Genomic DNA, 20081 nt, shown 5'->3' on the forward strand with positions numbered 1-20081 from the left:
TCATGCTGCTTTCCTTCAAAGCAGTTTCAGGGATAAGCATTATTCAACCCAATGCGGACTTGAGAACCTTGCCCATCTCGGCAGGATTTCGCACGACTTTAATCCCGCACTCCTCCAGTACTGCAAGCTTTTCCTGCGCGGTTCCCCGGCCGCCCGAAATAACGGCGCCGGCGTGACCCATGCGCCTGCCCGGAGGCGCTGTCAAACCCGCGATATATCCTACCACTGGTTTATGCATATTCTCCTTGACCCAGCGGGCGCAATCCTCCTCATCGGTACCGCCGATTTCCCCCACCATTAAAACAGCATCGGTTTCATCATCTTCGTTGAACAGCTGCATCACATCCAGGTGCCTCAAGCCATTCACCGGGTCGCCGCCGGTACCGATGCATGTGGATTGACCCAATCCCTGCTCCATCAGTTGCGCCACCGCTTCGTAGGTGAGCGTCCCGGAACGAGAGACTACGCCGACGCGTCCCTTTCGATGAATGTAACCCGGCATGATGCCGATCTTGATCTCGTCGGGCGTAATGATGCCGGGACAGTTCGGTCCTGCCAGCCGCGTTTTTCGTCCTTCCATCCTGTGGCAGGTACGTATCATATCGCGCACGGGGATACCCTCGGTGATACAGATTACCAGATCCAGTTCCGCATCCACCGCTTCATCGATTGCGGCTGCGGCAAACGGCGGTGGTACATAGATTACAGAAACAGTGGCCCCTGTTGCCTGCTTTGCTTCCTCTACCGTGGCGAAAATCGGGATGCCGTCAAAATCCTCGCCCCCTTTCTTCGGATTGACTCCGGCAACAAAGCATTCTTTTCCATAAGCATAATCACGACACATCCGTGTGTGGAATTGTCCGGTCTTGCCGGTAATCCCCTGCGTCATGACACGAGTGTTACGGTCGATCAGGATCGACATACTGATTTCCCTCGTTTGCCGATTCTGTTCACGACCCGGTGGCCGGGATGGCGGCCGAGTCGGCCGAGGCGGCTGCGGTAACGGCCTTTTCCGCGGCATCCGCCATATTCCCGGCTGAAATGATGGCAAGACCTGATTCGGCCAGGATTTTTTTTCCAATATCCGCATTCGTACCTTCGAGACGGACCACCAGGGGAACATTCAGCCTCACTTCACGCGCTGCTGTCACTACTCCCTCCGCAATGACGTCGCATCTCATGATGCCACCAAATATATTGATCAGTATGGCTTGCAGTCTCGGATTGCGCAGCATCAGCTTGAATGCTTCCGTGACTTTTTCAGCGGTTGCGCCTCCCCCCACGTCGAGAAAATTGGCCGGGTTTCCTCCGTGGAGCTTGATGATATCCATGGTAGCCATCGCAAGACCGGCGCCATTTACCAGGCAACCTATGTTGCCATCGAGCGAAATGTAGGAAAGACCATATCTGGACGCCTCGATTTCCGCCGCATCTTCCTCGTCAAGATCACGCAAGTCGGCGATATCGGGGTGCCGGAACAGCGCGTTATCGTCAAAATTCATCTTCGCATCGAGCGCGACAATGCGATTTTCGGCAGTGAGTATCAGCGGATTGATTTCGACGAGCGATGCATCCGTGCTGTCGTAAGCGCGGTATAAATTCTGCAACAGCGCAGCTGTTTCCGCCACTGCCGCACCGGAAAAACCTATCCTGTTCGTGATATCTTCCGCTTCCGCAGCGGTCAGCCCCGCCTCCGGATCCATATCCACTTTGTGGATCTTTTCCGGATGATCGGCAGCGACCTGTTCGATATCCATCCCACCTTCGGCACTCGCCATCAGGCAGACACGGCGGCGGCCGCGGTCCACCACCAGCCCGATGTAAAACTCCTTCCTGATATCGAGGCCCTGCTCAATCAGCAGCCGTCGTACAACCTGGCCCTGCGGACCCGTCTGCGGCGTGACGAGTGTCATGCCGAGTATTTTCCCGGCAAATTGTTTCACCTCATCGAGCGATCTGGCGATCTTCACTCCGCCACCCTTCCCGCGTCCCCCTGCATGGATTTGGGCCTTGACCACCCATGTGCTTCCACCCAGTTTTTCAGCGGCTGCTACTGCTTCATCCACGCTGAAGCAGGGGTATCCGCGAGGTACGGGGATACCAAACTGATGCAGGATATGTTTGGCCTGGTATTCATGGATTTTCATGATACCTCCAACGACGTGAATAGGGAGTATAGCTCAATAGCTGTGCCAGCGTACGAGGATAGGAACAGAGGTCGGACATCCTGCTTCCCCGCCCGGTCGAGCGGCGGCCGTCCCTCTGGATTACGGATAACAACCGGCAATCGCTAATTGCCAGCAATTGCTGATACTGCCGATATTGCCACCTGCAACCGCAATCTACATATCCTCTACTTCACAGAGAATCACGGTGACATTGTCTTTTCCTCCAGCTTCCAAAGCTGCCGAGATCAGTCTCTCCAATTTTTGCTCAAGAGATTCCGCGGAAGCGAGCACAATTTCGATGTCCGCATTCTCAACCATGTCGGTCAATCCATCCGAACACGATAAAAAAATATCGTTGCCGAGCACGGCCCCTTGCATGATATCGCATGCCACCGACGAATCGGTTCCCACGACGCGCAGGAGAATGTTTTTTCGGGGGTGATGCTTTGCCTCCTCGGGCGTGAGCATGCCCCTATCCACCTGTGACTGTACCAGCGAATGGTCTTTAGTCAACTGCCGCAGCCTTCCGTCGCGCAGCAGATACACTCTGCTATCGCCCACGTGGCCGATAACATACCGCCCGCCGTCGAACACGAGAATATCTGCTGTGCATCCCATTCCTGCATCCGCGGGGTACTGGATGATGTGTTCGAGCATGCGCCCCTTTGCCGACTCGAATACGTGCTGAATGCGATCAGGAACGGCATCTTTCGGAGGCAAAGCCAGTTCGGAAAATGCGCTTCGCACCATATCGACAAAATATTGACTGGCGGCTTTACCGGCCGCCGCGCCACCCATTCCGTCTGCAAGTGCCAGGACTCGGGCCTGTGGTATGATCAGGTAACTATCCTCATTGTTATCCCGCCACAGCCCCACGTCGGTTGCACCGGCCGAATGTAAGCTGATCAAGTATAACCTCCTGTGGCTTGCGGCCGCTCGATATGCTCGATGTATGTATTTGCCAGCCTTGATCGCGCGTCTTCGGCCTGGAGCAGCGCATGTGACCGCGGATATCGGGGAGCATTGCATTGCAGGAAGAACGTCCTGCTGCCCGTACCAACTTAGGGGTCTTTGTATCCGCAATCTTTGTTTGTATCCGTTTACCTGGGAGAAAAGCATGCAAAGGGCCTTTTTACTGCTTACGACCGTTTGCGCAATGTTCGGTTCCTTGTCCCCGGTCGCTGCCGAACAGGGCAGCAATAGAGGGGTTACCTACCGACCCGATGTTACCTTTACCCTTCGCACAGACATCGGCGAGGGTAAACTGGTATTTATCGGTGAGGCGGGTGCGATCGCGGGCAAAATCAACCCCGACCTGGAGGTAAGCCCGGGCGCAGTGGTACAGATCAACCTGGTCAACGGCGACGGTGCGACGCATGACATCGCCATTCCCGAACTGGGCGCCAAATCGGATAATATCACGGCGAAAGGTGCTGCAACCTCGATGGTATTTCGAGCGACCCGTACTGGCACCTTTGAATACCTCTGCACATTACCTGGGCACAAGGCTGCCGGCATGTTCGGTCGTCTCATTGTCGGCAAGCTGCGCGAGGAGGCGAAAGGGTATGTAATCAACGTGGCCCAGGACCCGCGCTCGGTCGGGGAACCGGTGGGAACCCGTGCTTCAAAGCATTTGACCCTCGATCTCGAAGCGACCGAAATCGAAGGACAGTTCTCGGACAAGAGCATCTATAAATACTGGACCTTCAATAACAGAGTGCCTGGACCACTCCTGCGCGTAAAGGTAGGGGATACCATCATCGTCAATCTGCATAACAGCGCAAGCAGCACCAACATCCATTCGATAGATTTCCACGCCGTAACGGGGCCGGGTGGGGGAGCCGCTGTCACACAGGCGGCGCCGGGCGAGACGAAGAGCTTCACCTTCAAGACGCTTCACCCCGGACTGTTCGTCTACCATTGCGCAACTCCCATGGTTGCGCACCATATTGCGAACGGCATGGATGGCATGATTCTGGTCGAGCCCGAGGGAGGCCTGCCCAAGGTTGACAGGGAATTCTACGTAATGCAGGGTGAGCTCTACACCACCCACTCCCACAATGCGCGAGGTCTGCAGGAGTTTTCGCTGGAAAATCTGCTCGCGGAGAATCCCCAGCACCTGATGTTCAATGGCACCATGGATGCGCTTACGAAAACGTACACCATGGAGGCGAACACGGGCGATAACATTCGCATCTATTTCGGCGTGGGCGGTCCCAACCTCGCCTCCAGCTTCCACATCATCGGGGAAGTCTTCGATAAGGTGTACGACCAGGCTTCATTGACCAGTCCGCCACTGGCAGATGTGCAAACGACGCTCGTCCCGCCGGGTGGCGCCACCATTGTGGAATTCAAGGTCGATTATCCAGGCCGCTATATTCTGGTTGATCACGCGCTATCGCGTATGGAGAAAGGATTAGCGGGCTATCTCACGGTGCGTGGCGAGGCAAACCCGGAAATATTCAAGCCATAAAGAATTGAAAAAATCAGAGGCGATTTCTCAGGAAACGATCGCCTCTGATCCTTTATATTATTGTCGGTCCGGCTGCTTATACGGTTTCTTGTTCATTACTTCCTGATCTCTGTATTCCTGCTTCACTCCCTCCGGTAAATCCTTTGGCATCTTATTGCGCGTGATCTCAGAGGTTGAGCTGGGCGCATTCTTGTCGACGTCCTTCTTGCTCGTGTCTTGATAAGATTTGTCCATTGCTCCCTTGTCCGAATCATGCGATCCGGCAAACGCGCTGAAGCTGCAAACCGCCGTGAAGGACGCCAGAACAGCTATCGATGTGAGTTTATTCATGTCGAGCTCCTGTAAGTAAATGGATGGGCAGATGAAATAACACAAGTGTTTCGGTGACGAATACAGGTAATGCTTTCTAACATTGAATCCTCCAAGCGGGAAGCCGGCAAATTTTCACCGGCCTGCAATACGCTTGCAGGGACAATATATATACTCCTTTCTCTGAAACTATCGGTGCGCTAACGCACCCTCGGTTACAGACCCGCTCAGAAGACCGCGAGCGAGGACAGCCCATCGGCAACAGAAACGGTATACGAAAACTGGAAGGAGCGCGCTCATCCATCCTCCGTATACCCCATGCCTTCAACAGGAAGATGTTGTACTTCCGTACGATGTACTTCAGGCCAATGGTAATTGACCTTGAACTCTATAAGATGAAGGCGTGTTAACAAAGCAGGGGGAAAAAATGAAACTGAGTGATGGGGAGAAACTGATTCTATTAATGCTGAGCGAGGTCTTCGAAAAACTTAAGGTGGAGGGCAGTATTGACCCGGCGCTTGTGAAAAATGCTATTTTCCACGATCACCCCTGGGCATTGAAATGGGAATACGAACGGGTTTCAACGTTATCCGGAAAAAATAATCTGCCCGGAAGCCAGGTAGTCGATATCCTCAATATGTGGACTCTCATAGAGTAGGATTCAAGCCCGGGGAAACATCAGTTATAAATTTAGCTCTTTATCTTCCTGGGGCCATCGATTATGCAAACCCGCTACCCGTTTTTTTGCCAGCAAAAACCCTTATCCGGCCCGCTCTCGCTGGATTTTTGTCTGGATTGAACTCACATTTTTTACGAAAACATTATAGAAATATAGGAACTTTTTACTTTGAGCCCGCATCAAATATCATGCGGGCAGGCGTTGTTTTTTGTCCGCTTGTGAAGGTATTGGTGACCTGACTTCATCCAGTTGGTCATCAAGTTGATCGTATTTTTTAGCATGTCATCTTGATTCTGAAAGGGGGTTATCATGGAAATGGCAATTCTCGTAGTAGGTATAGGTGCTGTTGCTCTCTGGTATTTCAAAACCAAGGAAGGACGCAGAGAAAAATAATACTGATCCACAATACTAGAACTCAAAGTTCACTCAAATCAATCAGCCGATGCTCAAGCTCAAGAAGCAAGAGCATCGGCTTCTTGTAACGAACTTCACAGGAAAAAGAGAAATAACCGCAACCTGCTTCGGCAGGTTTTTTATTGCCCCCACATTCTTCAATCAAGTTTTTTCAGCTTGCGTTAACTATTTAACGGTAATGTTTTATTCGCACGGTTAAACTTCCTACTCGTTTCCCTCCTCCCAAAAACAGGGAAACGAATTCAATGCAACTCCCCTAGGCCCGGTTCACGCCGGGCTTTTTTTGCAGTCTTAAAAGAGAATCAATCCGTGGAATAGCAAGGCGATTGTCTAAACTTTGTTGATGGAAAAATACCTGAATTGCTGTCCTCTCAAGTAAAGAGGTAGCTTTCTTTGCAGTTTCCTATTTGAGTCTATACGTAGACTTGTACGTAACTGCATTTCTAGCCTACGTTCGGAATCAGCCCAGTTTTAAAGAGGTACTACTCCTTAATCGGACTAAATTCAAACAGCTTGTTCTTGCCAAATGGCGGCATCGGCTCGCGGTTGATTTTTATTTCTATCAGAGTTGTCGTAAACGGGAAGAAGAAGCTGGTCTCAGAGCCGGGTAGCAAATTGGTCATGTCAATGACAGCGTCCCATTTGCCGTCGGGCGTCCTTGTCCGTGTGTCCGGGTCGATTCGCTCACTGCCATAGCCATAGTACCCGATGAGTTCCGATCCTGACGACGCGATCAGTCTTGCTTTCAGCGACTTCATATTTGCCCAATCAAACTTATTAAGATTGACGTGAAAGCACCGCAAGCTCTTGTCGCTGCTGTAAGCGTGGGTATCCAGGTCGAATTGAACGATGTCTTTCCCATTTTCCGCAAACACGTCCATGTGATAATCTGATACAGGATCCTTTCGCTCATCAACGACGCGAACGACGAATTGCTGCCATTTCTCCGTATCCTGTTTTGTTTCGCCGGTCATATTCTCGGTTTTTTCGAGCCACTGATCGAATGCATTCGCGCTGTCTACATTCAACGCGCTCTTGACCAGATCAATGAGAACGGGACTCGGTTTCGAGATGATTGTGTGATGATTAAGACCTCTGATCGGGATCAATGGTATATCGAGTGAGGGCCATTGTTCTATGCAAGTTCTCGGACCCTCTTTGCCCGGCTCTACAGTTAGATCCATAGTGATCTTACGCGAGTTCAACGCACATCCAGCTAGCCTGACTGTACCGTCAGTACCAGGCTCGTTCACAAAGCTTTTCGGGCCTGTGTACTGAGAGGTACCGCAGAACACGAACACATAGGGCGTCTCTGTACCGCAGCCGTAAAAGTCCTTGCCGCCTACCATATCCTGATGAGCGAGATCCCATGTAAAGCGGCTACCCAGTTCCAACCCATCAAGCACCAGATCGCCCGCCTCAAGAAAATCCGGCCCAAACTCTCTTTCCCCCTTGAATATGGCGCCGAGCCAACTGCGCCCTTTATGTGCAAGGGGAGAGCCGAAGGTTGCAGGCGCAAGGCCGATCAAATGTTTGAGTCGACTACGACGCGTGGCATAAGCAGCCAGCCACGCGCGGATTACAAGCATGCCAGTCGAATGAACGATCGCATCGAACGGGGCCTCTGCACCCAGGCCAGCCTCGAACCTCAGTGCGCGGTCGAATCCCTCGGCGATGTCCTTGATGGTGACTTCGTTGGTCAAGGTACGATAATTACACGTATGGATGGGTATAACCTCACGCCTGGAATCAGTCAGTTCTTTAACCCAAGACTTAAAAGAGTCACCTTTATCAGAGTATCCGTGGATCAAAACAATTGGATTTCCCATTTTACTCTCCCTGTCAACTGTGGCGCCGAATGCTCCACCTGGAGCATCTCCTCTTAAAAATGCTTTCCGCCTGATCCAACGCATGTCTCCCATTACCCGAAGGTTTCTTGCACGCGAGCAAATCACAAATGATCAAGCTCCCCTCACAAAGCTGTCGCAAGATAATCGATCAGGTACAAGAGGCCAGTGCCTCCCGTTGACACCGCGATAGCTAGCACCGGGTACTTATAGAAGGGCAAAAAAGCACCCTCGTGATTGTCTCGGATTTCCTGGATTAATTTATCAATCTGTCGTCTTTTTTTGTCCTTGGTCCGATGGTCATTGCACTGCCAGGAGAGTTCGTCGAGCTTCATCTGGAGTTGCTCGATAGCCTTGCATTTTGCTTTTTCAGCAGATGACCGAAGTGCTACAAAAATGCCAGCCGCATACGCTCCGATAATGCTGTAAACGATTACAAGCGTATTCGGCAAGTCGAAATTATCCATATAGGGATAGCGGCTCAAGCCTATAAGGAACAAGATGATAAATGGGAAGCAGAGCAGTTTACTGATAACCGCCGTTCGCTTTGCGATCAACTCGATGCACAGCAATTCGTTCAAATATGCCTTATCCACGCCACGCTTGATTGACTCATCTCGTATTTGATCGTTATCGCCCCAAGGGAATTTCTTTTCGCAGAGAATCTTTATCAACCAGCGGCAGAGCCTGGTTATATCTATTACATATAGCGTCAACAGGAGCATCGCGGCCACGCTGGAGTATGCGATGAATCTGTAAATATCGAAGCAGGCGGGACCTCGACAAGGAATCGTCGGAAACCCAAGTTTCCAGAATAATAACCCCAGGAAGACTACAAATAGGAAAAATTGGGGCAAGATGCGCCACAAACTATAGCTTAGTCGTCCAAGTGCTCTATACTCCTGCCAAAGCTTGACAACATCATTTTCACACCGCGTATTGTGAGACCAGCGAGGAATCGAAAACCATCGAGCTTCGAAGAGTAAAAGGGCTGTTCTGAGGTAGAAAGGATGACTCTTTTTGGTTTTTTTTATCCCGTTTTCTGATGGACGAAGAAATTCTTCGCTCAATTTTTCATCATTTTTTTTGAGCATCCAGCATGAATAATAATAAAAGCACAAACACAGGCTAATCGCCAGTAGGTGAACCGCCACCGTTGGCCACACACTGACCCCTTCTATCAATACAAACGGCTCGCCTTCCCATCCATCACTTCTTGCCCTCTGCAGCACTAAAAAGAAAATGAAGACGAAAATGCCAAGCACTACGTACCAGAAGGCATTGTTGCGACGAAATCGAAAAACATACCCAACCTCGCTACTGATCATCCTCGCGCAAAGGCCAAGAGATATGATTAGGAGACTTGCCCATATGACCGTTTCTATCTCGACGAGCGGCCGCAACTTTCCATTATCAAGATCGGGACGCGTCGGATGAATGCTCTTGAACTCCCCCTTCGACAACATCCGCTCGTCGCTGATATCGATCGCCCCGTATCGTCCAATTTCAAATAATTTAGGCTTTACATCCGTGGAAAAACATCTCGACGGTTCGTCTGTAGGAGAACACGTCGGCTTTTTTTCGGTGGCGGTTGAATTTAGTTCGAAGGGCGGCTGCGCAAAGGGACCAGGAGCGATATGTAAGTGCCCTAAAGCGCGCAAAACCGAATAAAACAGCGACGTCTGGGAATTATCGCGGAAGGGAGGAATAGAGCTTTGGATTTCGGGATGAAGTTGCAATCCGAAGTGTGTAGCAACTATCAAATTGCGGGCCCACTGCCACTGGGCCGGATGAATAAGCCTCGCGTCCAGGTCCATTGTAAAGAAAATCGCTCGTGGAAATTTTTTCCTGAGAGCCTGGAGAATGAGAAGTTTGTCATACACATCGCCCCCGAGTACACCGATAGCCTTGAATTCCTTTTTGCGATTGTCCTCGGCTAGTTTGACAAATCTGGCTAACACATTCCGGGTTTTGAAGTCTGCATCTTCCGCATCGGGGGGCACCGTTTGTTTATCGTTCTCGTTCAACTTCAGTTCTGTCGCCAATCTTTGCAAATAATCCAACTGGTCACGACCTTCCGCTACTTCCATCGCACGCTGGATTCTCTCTTCCTTGTCGTCTGTTTTGTCCTTGGGCCGAGCTTCGTCCGTATCCTTCCCCTCTTTTTTAGGAGGCAGTTCGCCGTCGAGCCCGGCAAGATAGGAGTAGCGAACGACCCATGGCGGCCAATCGTCTTTGCGTAACCTATCGATATTATCCTTTAGCTTTTTCTCATCAACTTTCCAAACACCATTCTTCTTCGCCTTGTTTTCCGCCATATTCTCGGCGACTGCCACAAAAGTACGTGGCAGGGCGCGTCCATAAAGGGTATCCCATTCGGAAATCAGTGCAACGATAGGTTGAGTGCATATTTTGCGGGATGCATCAGGAACCGGGCAAACATCCACTTCACGAAGCTTCAGTTCCTTCACTAACTGCTCTGCTAGCACTGCGTCAGTTCCGATTGTCCTGAACAAAGAGATTTGAGCGAGCCCAAACAAACTTTCTACAGCCATCATCCCATATGGTTGGTCCGGCGGTTCGTCTAGCAAAAAAGTATCCTGGGCAGTGGGCCAATAGGAATAGATGCTGATACCCTCTAATTTTCGTAAAGCTGTTATAGCGCGAGAAAATTTATATTCCTTCTGCAATCGATGGACATCTTGCACAGGCATAGGACAGACGGGAGTGAAATTGTGCGGTGCTCTCCGGCGAATTTGCAATGCTGCTGCAGAATATTCCCACTCCTCTTGATAACCTTGCAATTCTTTCAGCATGGCGCTAAGCGTGCCGGAGAATCTTGGCCCCAGTATCGTATAGGATGATGATGCACCACCGAGAACGTGCCTCAACTCTTTAATGAAGTTATTCGTAAACTCAAGCGGCCTTGACCCGGAATCCTGGTCTTTGAGCCAGAGAATCAGAACATCCTGTGGTTGCGAAATGTTGATTTTTGACTTGTTTGGCTTAAACCACTCCACTGGGATTGTCACGCGGCTGGATCCTGATCTCCGCTCGAAATACCTTATATATTCCCCGGATTCAGGCATGTAACCTGCCGCACCCAGAGCTGACACTACTGCATAGCGATCTTTCAGTCTTGACTCGACTCCGCTTGCATAAGGATTGCCATCTACAAAAATAGTTAATACACGAAAATTCGAGGGACCTCCTACTGTTTTGATATGACCAATAAGGTCCTTGAACGACAGCTTCTGAGTTTTTTCATCAATGGATTGGAGGGATGGATCGTTTTTTAGCTGCTCCAACCTATTTGATCGATGTGTTTTAACAGCCTCGAATGGGTCTTGCCAGAGACGCGATTGAACTTGATCTCGATTGCCTGCTTTTCGTTCCGCTTGCTGATCGATCGGGCGAGAGGTTTTGAGCGGATTTTGATAAACTATAAGGCCGCTGACGACAGCCACCAGCGCTAGCATCCCGGCGAGAGGCAGATTGAATTTATGATCGTCTTGTTCCGCCATTTGCTAACCCCATTCTCTGGCACTCTTCCCAAGCCCCTCAACGCCGAGAAACTGCTCCTGCCGATAGCTCGTCAATGTCGTTCAGACATCTACCCCGAACAGATCTTCGCAACTCTATATAAAAGGCCGGAGAAACAGTGAGATAGGCGTATACTCGCCTCCTAACGATAGAACCCCTTTATTCAGCTTTAACTGCTACCTCTATATTTCCATACTAGACCATAAGGGAATATTTGCTCTAACTTGAATGCCCAGTAAGGCTGCTGCGTCTGAGACCCAAAAGCAATGCATGCTGTCATGCATGCTTTTTTGAAACGTACACTCGGTCATCCTCCTGCAGTTGCGCTTCGCTTCGTTCGCTGTGATCAACTTACAGCGGGACTTGCACCCGCAAGAATGCGCCCTGCCGGACGCACAAAAGAAAAAGGCTTACGGTTTTATCCGTAAGCCTTTGTTTTACTGGTGGGTCTGGTTGGACTCGAACCAACGACCAAGGGATTATGAGTCCCCTGCTCTAACCGACTGAGCTACAGACCCTCTTACAACTTTAAAACTTTAACCTGGAACTGTATTGAACTGGCACTGAAGGCTGGTCAGCCTTCAGTATCCAGGAAGCTGCGCAGGCGCTCGGAACGGGACGGATGGCGCAGCTTGCGCAGCGCCTTGGCCTCGATCTGGCGGATGCGTTCGCGCGTTACGTCGAATTGTTTGCCGACTTCTTCCAGCGTGTGGTCCGTATTCATTTCGATGCCGAAACGCATGCGCAGCACTTTTGCTTCGCGCGGTGTCAGCGAATCCAGTATATCTTTCGTAACATCGCGCAGGCTGGCATAAACCGCCGCATCCGCAGGCGCCATGGTGGCTGAATCCTCGATGAAATCCCCGAGATGAGAATCTTCGTCGTCTCCGATCGGGGTCTCCATGGAAATCGGTTCCTTGGAAATCTTGAGGATTTTACGAATCTTCTCTTCCGGCATTTCCATTTTCTGTGCGAGGACGGCGGGCTCCGGCTCCTGTCCGGTTTCCTGCAGGATCTGGCGGGAAATGCGGTTCATCTTGTTGATCGTTTCGATCATATGCACCGGGATACGGATGGTACGCGCCTGATCCGCGATGGAACGTGTGATGGCCTGACGAATCCACCAGGTTGCGTAGGTAGAAAACTTGTATCCGCGCCGGTATTCGAATTTATCCACCGCCTTCATCAGGCCGATGTTGCCTTCCTGAATGAGATCGAGGAACTGCAATCCCCGATTGGTGTATTTTTTGGCGATGGAAATCACCAGTCGCAAATTCGCTTCGGTCATTTCACGTTTGGCGCGGCGCGCCTTCGCCTCGCCCGTGGACATGCGACGGTTGATTTCCTTGAGTTCCTTCAAGGGAATACCTACCTGCTTTTGCAGTGCCAGCAGGTTCTGTTGCTGTTCCACGATCTCGGGACGATAACGTTCCAGCGTCGCGCTGTAGGGTTTGCCGAGCGCAATCTCCTCATCCACCCAGTTCAGGTTGCTCTCGTTACCGGGGAAGGTCTTGATGAAGTGGTTACGCGTCATTCCCACCTTGCTTACGCAAAGCTCCATTATTTTTCGCTCGTAACCGCGCATTTCATCCACCAGCGCGCGTTGCGTATCGCACAGCCGCTCAACCATTTTGGCAGAGAAACGGATAGCCATCAGCTCGGATGAAATCTGCTCCTGGATGTCTTTATAGGCTTTGTTGCCCGACCCTTTCCTTTCGAGCACTTTCTGCATTTCGTCATAAGCCTTTTGAATCACTTCAAAACGCTCCAGCGCGTCATTTTTCAGCTTGAGGAGGTTGGCATTTGCAACTGCGGTGACATCGTCGTCTTCTCCTGCGTCCGAGTTCAATTCCTGTTCAAGGGATTCATCGGAAATCTCTTCGCTGATAATTTCTTCCGTGCTGGGATCGAGCAGCCCATCCACCAGCTCATCGACACGCATCTCGTCTTTCGACACTCTATCGGCGAGTTCGAGAATTCCGGCTATGGTTGTCGGACAGGCGGAAATCGCCTGGATCATGTGCTTCAAACCGTCCTCGATACGTTTTGCGATTTCGATTTCGCTCTCACGCGTCAGCAGTTCCACCGAGCCCATTTCGCGCATATACATCCGGACAGGGTCGGTGGTGCGCCCGAACTCCGAATCCACAGTGGAAAGCGCGGCTTCCGCTTCTTCCACCACATCCTCATCGGCCACGGTAGGGGCAGTTTCAGACATGAGCAGCGTTTCTGCGTCGGGCGCTTCGTCATAAACGGAAATCCCGACGTCATTGATCATGCTGATGATATTCTCGATCTGCTCCGCGTCGAGCATGTCGTCGGGAAGATGATCATTGATTTCGGCATAAGTGAGATAGCCGCGCTCCTTGCCCTGCACGATCAGGTTCTTGAGACGCAGGCGACGCGCCTCGAGCTCCTGCGAGGGTGTGGCTTTTTCCGGATCCCTGGCCTGGGAGTTTTTTCCTTCCCTGGCTGCCTTTGATCTTGCGATCTTGCCATTGGCGAGGACAGGTTCTTTTGCCGCCATCACTGCCTTCGCAATCTCGGTCACCTGCTCTGGAGCTTTAGCCATTGAATCTGTTTCCGTTTCACTGTCATTTTCGAACATCTCTTCATCCACCCTCGTCAGTTCTTTTGCTGCCGCTTCTTTCGCTTGCGCTCTCAACAGCTTCTTCATATCTTCAGATTCCTTGATTGCCATCCGAACCTCGCCCTCAGGTTGACCCGAAACTTCGGCAGACACAGCCGTCTTTGCTTTTACCGCTGTTTGGACTTGTGCCCGGGTTTGACCACGTTCTTTTCCGAGTTCTTTCCGTTGAAAAGTAAAATTTTTCCATTATATCAGAACATGTTCGCATTCATGCCACAGCTGGCAGTTCTGCTTCACGGCATCGCCATCCGCTGAAGCTCCTGCCTTTCCTCAAGGGTAAGGGCGCTCAGGGATTTATTGTGCAGCACTGCCATGCGTTGCTTGCGTTTCATCTCATGTAATCGCGCCATCGCTCCGGCAAATTCCGCTTCCAGGTCGATCTCACCGTCCCAGGCAAGTGTTTTGCTTGCCGCCTGTTCAAGGAGCGCCCGATGAGGACTATCGCGAAAATAAACAACCATCAAAGGTATCGACGTACCTTCTCCCATGTGGGGGTGGGCGTCGATAAATTCAACGAGCGCGGCCAGCGCTGCTACTTCTTTCTCATATTTCTGGTCATATGCAAGCAGTTCCCTGTCCAGCTTCTGGATATAGGCAGGGTGGTACAACAATACCTGGAGCAGCCATTGGTAGGGAGAAACAGGCTTCGGACGGGAAGGCTTTTCGCGGACCGGAAAAGCGGTAACCCGTCTGATCTTCAAAATACCCTCCAACTCCCGCTCGCTCAGACCACTGATCTCCGTCAATCGCTTCACCAGCATTAATGCAAGCCCTGGTGCGGTGATTCGCGCCAGCAAGGGTTTGACATCCTGCACCAGCTTGGCACGCCCCTCGCTACTTTTGAGGTCGGCTCGCGCCGACAGTTCCCTGAAAAGAAAAACAGATAGGGGCAATGTTTGCTCAAGCAGTTTTTCGAAGGCGCTCCTGCCATGGTTGCGGATGTAACTGTCAGGATCCTCCCCCTCTGGCAGAAAAAGAAAACTGATGCTCTTGCCGTCGGCAAGCTGTGCGAGGCTGTCCTCCAGGGCGCGCCAGGCCGCTTTTTTTCCAGCACTGTCTGCATCAAAGCAAAAGACGATATTATCGGTCTGCCGCAGCAGCTTCTGGATATGGTAAGGCGTGGTGGCAGTGCCCAGGGTAGCCACCGCGTATTCGATTCCATGCTGGGAAAGAGCCACTACATCCATGTAGCCTTCCACTACGATAACCTTTCCCGCTTCCCGGATCGCACGCCGGGCGCCAAAGAGGTTGTAGAGTTCGCGGCCTTTCTGGAATAGAGGCGTTTCCGGGGAATTGAGATACTTGGGCTCCCCCTTCTCCAGCACTCTGCCACCGAATCCGACAATCATTCCTTTGAGATTGACGATGGGAAACATGATGCGATCGCGAAACCGGTCATAACACTTGCCCCCGTCGCCCTCGACCATCAACCCGGCCTGTACCAGCAGGCGTTTCCTGGCATTCTCCGGCTGCCCGGAGAATGGAACGTGCAGGTTCTGCCAGCCTGCGGGAGCATATCCGATGCCAAAACGCGCAGCGGTTGCGCCCGTCAGGCCGCGCTGCTTCAGATAGTCGATCGCATTTTTCGAAAGCTTGAGTTGCTCCCGGTAAAAACGCGCGGCAACCTTCATTGCCTCAAGCAACGCACCCGGGGAGTGTTCTGTTCCTTCTGTTCCCTCTGTTCCTTGCGGCTTTGCCTGTGCAGAATCCGATTGGGGCCCTGATCCCGTTTCAGCTTGTTGCACGGGGACCTGGAGCCCGACTCGGGCCGCAAGCTCATTCACAGCTTCCACGAAGTGCATGCCGCCGTACTCCATCACGAAACCAATGGCATTACCGTGGGCGCCGCAACCGAAACAATGATAAAACTGCTTAGTGGGGCTTACCGTGAAGGAGGGGGTTTTTTCACTATGAAATGGGCAGCAGGCGCTGTAGTTCGCGCCTGCTCTCCTGAGGGGCACGTCGCGCTCGATGACATCGACAATGTCTGTCCGGTCGAGCAGTTCCTGAATGAATGATTGTGAAATCATTTATGACAGATCAGGCAAGCATATGGAGAGTGGAACGCGGGCAGAAAACTCACTTGTGAGAGAAGAGCACCCTACCTTTGATACACGCAGTACCTGCAATTGAAGTCCGCTACCTCAATGAGGCCGCAAGCGACGTGTCAGACGGCGAGTCTGGTCTTGACCAGAGCAGATACCTTGCTCATATCCGCCCGCCCGGAAAGCCTGGGCTTGAGCAGCGCCATTACCCGCCCCATATCCTGTTGTCCCCTGGCGCCGGCAGTGGAAATCGCTTCAGCGACAGCACATTCCACCTCGGTATCGCTCAATGCCTGAGGCATGTAGGATTGCAGCACCTCCATTTCATACTTCTCTGCATCCGCGAGATCCTGCCGGTGTGCTGCTTCATATTGGACAATGGAGTCTCTGCGCTGCTTGAGCATTTTTTCGATAACGGCAACGACGGCCGCATCATCCAGCTCTTTGCGCTCATCCACCTCACGCTGCTTTATCGCAGCCTGCAACAGCCGGATGGCATCACGGCGCCGCGCATCACCCGCTCGCATCGCGGCTTTCATATCTTCGGTTATTTGCTGTTTCAGACTCACGGCGGCCGAACGGAATTTACAGAGATTTACGGATAACTGCTTATTTTTCGACTGACTTGAACTAGTAAAGTTTCGGTGGAAGCAACTGGCTGCGCAGGCGCTTGTAGGTACGTTTTACTGCTGCTGCCAGCTTCCGCTTGCGCTCAGCGGTCGGTTTTTCGTAAAATTCCCTGGCACGCAATTCCGTAAGCAGGCCTGTTTTCTCTATCGTGCGCTTAAAGCGGCGCATGGCGACTTCAAAGGGCTCGTTTTCCTTGACTTTAATAGTGGTCATGAAGATGTGGTTCCTTTCCTGAAAATGTTGATCAATAAAAAGTGATGACTCGTCTTCGTCTAAATATAGACAGCCCGCTATTATATAACAAGTAACAATCCCTAAAAACTCCTGTAAAGAGTCTGATTCTCTCTGCCTCAATTGCTCGTACTCGGTATTGAAACCTCCTGCGACGAAACGGGTGTCGCGCTTTATCAAACCCGGCAGGGTTTACTGAGCCATGCGCTATATTCCCAAACCGAAATGCACGGGGAATATGGCGGAGTGGTTCCGGAACTCGCCTCCCGCGACCACATCAGGCGATTGCTGCCCCTCCTCCGGCAGATATTTGCCGAAGCCGGCCTCACACTGCAAGATCTGGATGCCATCGCATACACTCGAGGTCCGGGGCTCGCAGGCGCTTTGCTCGTAGGCGCAAGCGTGGCAGCCGCGCTTGGCTTTGCGCTCAAAGTTCCCGTGCTCGGGATTCACCACCTCGAAGGCCATCTTTTATCTCCTCTGCTCTCCGACCCTGCCCCTGCTTTTCCATTCGTAGCGCTGCTCGTATCGGGCGGCCATACGCAGTTGATGGAAGTGACCGGCCTGGGGCAATACCGATTGCTTGGCGAAACTGTGGATGATGCGGCAGGAGAAGCCTTCGACAAGACAGCCAAGCTGCTCGGGCTGGGTTATCCAGGGGGCCCCGCGCTTTCCCGGCTGGCGGATGAATTTTCCCGGACAGGCCAATCCGTGCGCTTCGAGCTTCCACGCCCCATGCTCCACAGCGGCGATTTCAATTTCAGCTTCAGTGGCCTCAAAACAGCCGTGTTGACACTGGTGAACAAACACGAGATGACACCGCAGACTCGGGGCGCGATCGCACAGGCTTTCCAGGAGGCGGCGGTCGAAGTGCTGACCGAGAAATCGCTTGCGGCACTTGCAAAAACGGGGCTTACCCAACTGGTGGTGGCCGGCGGGGTGGGAGCAAACCGCCAGTTGAGGAGCAATCTCGACCGCAGGGCGGAAACGATTGGCGCTACGGTATATTATCCCAAACTCGAATTCTGCACCGACAACGGCGCGATGATCGCATTTGCAGGGGCGATGCGTATGGAATCTGGCTTGGAATCTGGAGAAGCCGGGAGTTTAAAGCCCGGCAGGTTTACGATAAACGCCCGCTGGGATCTGGAAATGCAGGAAACCGGCCAGGATGCATAAGATTCCATCGGTTTTCGCACTTGTTCTGCTCTCCGGACAATAGCCGGGAGGGTGGGTTGCGCAGCATCCTCAAGAGGTGTTGCGCTTGCCAATACGCGATTCCCTGCCCGCGATCAGGCCGGCGATATTTGACTTATGTCGCCAGATAAGCAGCAGGGACATGATGAAAACAACAAGGGTGCGCGCTTCGAAGCCAAGAAAAAATAAGGCATAGAATGGCGCCAGGCCTGCTGCCGCTATTGCCGCCAGCGATGAAAAACGCCAGATCACCGCTACTGCGAGCCAGATTGTGACCGCAAGCAATCCCATCCAGGGATTGAATCCCAGCAGTATTCCCAGCGCGGTTGCCACTCCCTTCCCACCCCTGAAATGCAGAAACACGGGAAACAGGTGGCCTAGAAAAACCGCCAGGGCCGCTACCGCAACTGCCTCGTTACCCAGGTTCAAAAAGGGTGCATAATACTCCGCCAGCGCGACTGCAAGCCAGCCTTTGCCTGCATCCCCCAGCAATGTAAATATCGCTGCGGATTTTTTCCCGGATCGAAGGACGTTCGTGGCGCCGGGATTGCCTGAGCCATACGTGCGCGGATCAGGCAGATGAAAGAACCGGCTCGCCAGCACACCAAAGGAAATCGAGCCCAGCAAATATGCTGCCAGAACCAAAGCTATCAGCGTCATCTTTGCAAATAGAATAAAATCCCCTGCTGATTCTACTTGAAAAACAGCTTCGGCAATGTTGCTCGCCGGTGCTTTAATGCTTAACAATGGACATCATCTTCCTGCACGAACTCAAAGTTAAAACGCTGATTGGAATTTACCCGTGGGAACTCAAAGTTGCGCAGACGATCCAGCTCGATCTGGAGATCGCGTTGCCTGCAAGCCGGGCCTGTCAGACCGATAATTTCGAGGACGCGCTGGATTATGCCCTTGTTGTGCAGCGCATTCACGAGATCCTTTCCGAAAGGCATTTTTCCCTGCTTGAAGCCTTGGCCGAGCACATCGCGCAGGCCATCCTGCTCGAATTCAAATCACCGTGGATCAAGGTAAGCGTGGCGAAACTCAGCGCGATTCGCGGTGTAAAAAAAGTGGGCGTGCGCATCGAACGCGCATCATGCGGCGGTTAAGTGCCTCGGAACCCAGCTCAAACCAATAATGACGTGCTTTGAACGTCATACCGGCGAAAGCCGGTATGACGTTTGTATGTTGCTCGCCGAATCAATAAGACATCAGCCCGCCGCGAGCGCCGCCTCTATTTCGGTAAAGGTCCTGGCAATTTCCACTGAAGGAATGATAGTCCCGAGCTGCTTTTCGATTTGCGTCAGAGAAAAAATTCCGCAAACTAAGGGTTTGCCATCCACCCCGTTCTCTATTACCCAGGCGTGCTGGCGGCCGGTGTCACACAGGTTGGCGATGATATTTCCAACTCTTGCATGCTGGATTTCTGACATGTGAATCGCTTCCAGCCGATCCAAAGGGGTCATGATGTCGGAAACAAGAATCTCATTGTGCTTGACACGCCTTTCCTGAATGAAACGCAGTGGTTTTTCCCCCAGAATATCGGTCGCCGTGATAATGCCTGCGAGAAGCTTGTCCCCATTCAACACAAGCAGAGATCGTATTCCGCGCAGCATCATATAGGCATTAGCCGACTCCATGGTCACATCCGGCTCGATTACAGCGGCCGGAATATGCCGTAAGTCGGTCATTACGACGAGCGCGGGTGATGTCAGAGTTACCGGTTCAGGCTGGGCTGGCGTTGCCACCCGTACAGCGCCCGTGAGACGCTGCACCGGGAGGAGATGATAATCGGACATAACGATATCCTCCACGTTAGAGAGGGAATACGCTTGAAATCAGTGAAATCGAATTCAAGCATTCCCCTAAATCTAACTCTACGCCCACCTTCACAAAGG

The 20081-nt window shown here is 52.0% G+C and carries 17 protein-coding genes and 1 tRNA gene; 4 read left to right on the top strand and 14 right to left on the bottom strand.

Annotation, left to right across the window (positions count from 1 at the left end):
* Nucleotides 1-43 precede the first annotated feature (43 nt).
* The 3 genes from sucD to ACZ5BW_RS10550 form a co-directional block, all read right to left on the bottom strand.
* Complete coding sequence (sucD, locus tag ACZ5BW_RS10540) at nucleotides 44-922, bottom strand: succinate--CoA ligase subunit alpha (RefSeq protein WP_464539675.1); 879 nt, start codon at nucleotides 920-922, stop codon at nucleotides 44-46.
* 28 nt (nucleotides 923-950) lie between these two features.
* On the bottom strand, nucleotides 951-2147 hold the full coding sequence (gene sucC, locus ACZ5BW_RS10545; protein ID WP_464539677.1) for an ADP-forming succinate--CoA ligase subunit beta: 1197 nt from the start codon (nucleotides 2145-2147) through the stop codon (nucleotides 951-953).
* A gap of 195 nt (nucleotides 2148-2342) precedes the next feature.
* Entirely contained in the window at nucleotides 2343-3077 is a 735-nt protein-coding gene (locus ACZ5BW_RS10550) for a PP2C family protein-serine/threonine phosphatase (RefSeq protein ID WP_464539679.1), read from the bottom strand.
* A 208-nt stretch (nucleotides 3078-3285) separates the two neighbouring features.
* Between ACZ5BW_RS10550 and nirK the strand changes: the two genes are divergently transcribed.
* Nucleotides 3286-4641 (top strand): copper-containing nitrite reductase, encoded by a 1356-nt coding sequence (nirK, locus tag ACZ5BW_RS10555; protein ID WP_464539681.1) that lies wholly within the window; start codon nucleotides 3286-3288, stop codon nucleotides 4639-4641.
* 57 nt (nucleotides 4642-4698) lie between these two features.
* Here nirK and ACZ5BW_RS10560 read toward each other — a convergent pair whose 3' ends face one another.
* Nucleotides 4699-4971, bottom strand: a complete 273-nt coding sequence (locus tag ACZ5BW_RS10560; RefSeq protein WP_464539683.1) for a hypothetical protein — start codon at nucleotides 4969-4971, stop codon at nucleotides 4699-4701.
* Between the two features lie 406 nt (nucleotides 4972-5377).
* Between ACZ5BW_RS10560 and ACZ5BW_RS10565 the strand changes: the two genes are divergently transcribed.
* The gene (locus tag ACZ5BW_RS10565; protein ID WP_464539685.1) at nucleotides 5378-5608 is read left to right on the top strand and encodes a YfbU family protein; all 231 of its coding nucleotides are present in this window, start codon (nucleotides 5378-5380) and stop codon (nucleotides 5606-5608) included.
* 436 nt (nucleotides 5609-6044) lie between these two features.
* On the opposite strand, the gene ACZ5BW_RS10570 is transcribed toward ACZ5BW_RS10565, so the two are convergent.
* The 8 genes from ACZ5BW_RS10570 to rpsU form a co-directional block, all read right to left on the bottom strand.
* Nucleotides 6045-6188: a hypothetical protein gene (locus tag ACZ5BW_RS10570; RefSeq protein ID WP_464539687.1), complete on the bottom strand. Its 144-nt coding sequence runs from the start codon at nucleotides 6186-6188 to the stop codon at nucleotides 6045-6047.
* Nucleotides 6189-6525: 337 nt separating this feature from the next.
* Nucleotides 6526-7872: an esterase/lipase family protein gene (locus tag ACZ5BW_RS10575; protein ID WP_464539689.1), complete on the bottom strand. Its 1347-nt coding sequence runs from the start codon at nucleotides 7870-7872 to the stop codon at nucleotides 6526-6528.
* Between the two features lie 143 nt (nucleotides 7873-8015).
* The gene (locus ACZ5BW_RS10580) at nucleotides 8016-11414 is read right to left on the bottom strand and encodes a hypothetical protein (RefSeq protein WP_464539691.1); all 3399 of its coding nucleotides are present in this window, start codon (nucleotides 11412-11414) and stop codon (nucleotides 8016-8018) included.
* Nucleotides 11415-11874: 460 nt separating this feature from the next.
* Nucleotides 11875-11951 (bottom strand) — tRNA-Ile (locus ACZ5BW_RS10585).
* Between the two features lie 56 nt (nucleotides 11952-12007).
* A complete protein-coding gene (gene rpoD / locus ACZ5BW_RS10590) occupies nucleotides 12008-14134 on the bottom strand; it encodes an RNA polymerase sigma factor RpoD (protein ID WP_464539693.1) in 2127 nt (708 codons plus the stop codon).
* Nucleotides 14135-14316: 182 nt separating this feature from the next.
* Nucleotides 14317-16113 carry a DNA primase gene (gene dnaG / locus ACZ5BW_RS10595; protein WP_464539695.1) on the bottom strand — a complete coding sequence of 599 codons (1797 nt, stop codon included), beginning with the start codon at nucleotides 16111-16113 and terminating at the stop codon, nucleotides 14317-14319.
* A gap of 137 nt (nucleotides 16114-16250) precedes the next feature.
* Complete coding sequence (locus ACZ5BW_RS10600) at nucleotides 16251-16697, bottom strand: GatB/YqeY domain-containing protein (RefSeq protein ID WP_464539697.1); 447 nt, start codon at nucleotides 16695-16697, stop codon at nucleotides 16251-16253.
* Nucleotides 16698-16758: 61 nt separating this feature from the next.
* Nucleotides 16759-16971: a 30S ribosomal protein S21 gene (gene rpsU, locus ACZ5BW_RS10605; RefSeq protein WP_004179462.1), complete on the bottom strand. Its 213-nt coding sequence runs from the start codon at nucleotides 16969-16971 to the stop codon at nucleotides 16759-16761.
* A 141-nt stretch (nucleotides 16972-17112) separates the two neighbouring features.
* Between rpsU and tsaD the strand changes: the two genes are divergently transcribed.
* Entirely contained in the window at nucleotides 17113-18168 is a 1056-nt protein-coding gene (gene tsaD, locus ACZ5BW_RS10610; RefSeq protein WP_464539700.1) for a tRNA (adenosine(37)-N6)-threonylcarbamoyltransferase complex transferase subunit TsaD, read from the top strand.
* A 69-nt stretch (nucleotides 18169-18237) separates the two neighbouring features.
* On the opposite strand, the gene plsY is transcribed toward tsaD, so the two are convergent.
* Complete coding sequence (plsY, locus tag ACZ5BW_RS10615; protein WP_464539702.1) at nucleotides 18238-18846, bottom strand: glycerol-3-phosphate 1-O-acyltransferase PlsY; 609 nt, start codon at nucleotides 18844-18846, stop codon at nucleotides 18238-18240.
* An 86-nt stretch (nucleotides 18847-18932) separates the two neighbouring features.
* On the opposite strand from plsY, the gene folB reads away from it, so the two are divergent.
* A complete protein-coding gene (folB, locus tag ACZ5BW_RS10620; RefSeq protein ID WP_464539704.1) occupies nucleotides 18933-19292 on the top strand; it encodes a dihydroneopterin aldolase in 360 nt (119 codons plus the stop codon).
* Nucleotides 19293-19394: 102 nt separating this feature from the next.
* Here folB and ACZ5BW_RS10625 read toward each other — a convergent pair whose 3' ends face one another.
* Nucleotides 19395-19982 carry a CBS domain-containing protein gene (locus tag ACZ5BW_RS10625; protein WP_464539706.1) on the bottom strand — a complete coding sequence of 196 codons (588 nt, stop codon included), beginning with the start codon at nucleotides 19980-19982 and terminating at the stop codon, nucleotides 19395-19397.
* Nucleotides 19983-20081: the final 99 nt, after the last annotated feature.

It is taken from the genome of Nitrosospira sp. TNL300, assembly GCF_055385915.1.

Bases quoted from the DNA above. Each gene is read 5' to 3' on its own strand.
- sucD (WP_464539675.1), bottom strand. From the start codon at position 922: ATGTCGATCCTGATCGACCGTAACACTCGTGTCATGACGCAGGGGATT.
- sucC (WP_464539677.1), bottom strand. From the start codon at position 2,147: ATGAAAATCCATGAATACCAGGCCAAACATATCCTGCATCAGTTTGGT.
- nirK (WP_464539681.1), top strand. From the start codon at position 3,286: ATGCAAAGGGCCTTTTTACTGCTTACGACCGTTTGCGCAATGTTCGGT.
- ACZ5BW_RS10560 (WP_464539683.1), bottom strand. From the start codon at position 4,971: ATGAATAAACTCACATCGATAGCTGTTCTGGCGTCCTTCACGGCGGTT.
- ACZ5BW_RS10565 (WP_464539685.1), top strand. From the start codon at position 5,378: ATGAAACTGAGTGATGGGGAGAAACTGATTCTATTAATGCTGAGCGAG.
- ACZ5BW_RS10575 (WP_464539689.1), bottom strand. From the start codon at position 7,872: ATGGGAAATCCAATTGTTTTGATCCACGGATACTCTGATAAAGGTGAC.
- ACZ5BW_RS10580 (WP_464539691.1), bottom strand. From the start codon at position 11,414: ATGGCGGAACAAGACGATCATAAATTCAATCTGCCTCTCGCCGGGATG.
- rpoD (WP_464539693.1), bottom strand. From the start codon at position 14,134: ATGGCAATCAAGGAATCTGAAGATATGAAGAAGCTGTTGAGAGCGCAA.
- dnaG (WP_464539695.1), bottom strand. From the start codon at position 16,113: ATGATTTCACAATCATTCATTCAGGAACTGCTCGACCGGACAGACATT.
- rpsU (WP_004179462.1), bottom strand. From the start codon at position 16,971: ATGACCACTATTAAAGTCAAGGAAAACGAGCCCTTTGAAGTCGCCATG.
- plsY (WP_464539702.1), bottom strand. From the start codon at position 18,846: ATGACGCTGATAGCTTTGGTTCTGGCAGCATATTTGCTGGGCTCGATT.
- folB (WP_464539704.1), top strand. From the start codon at position 18,933: ATGGACATCATCTTCCTGCACGAACTCAAAGTTAAAACGCTGATTGGA.
- ACZ5BW_RS10625 (WP_464539706.1), bottom strand. From the start codon at position 19,982: ATGTCCGATTATCATCTCCTCCCGGTGCAGCGTCTCACGGGCGCTGTA.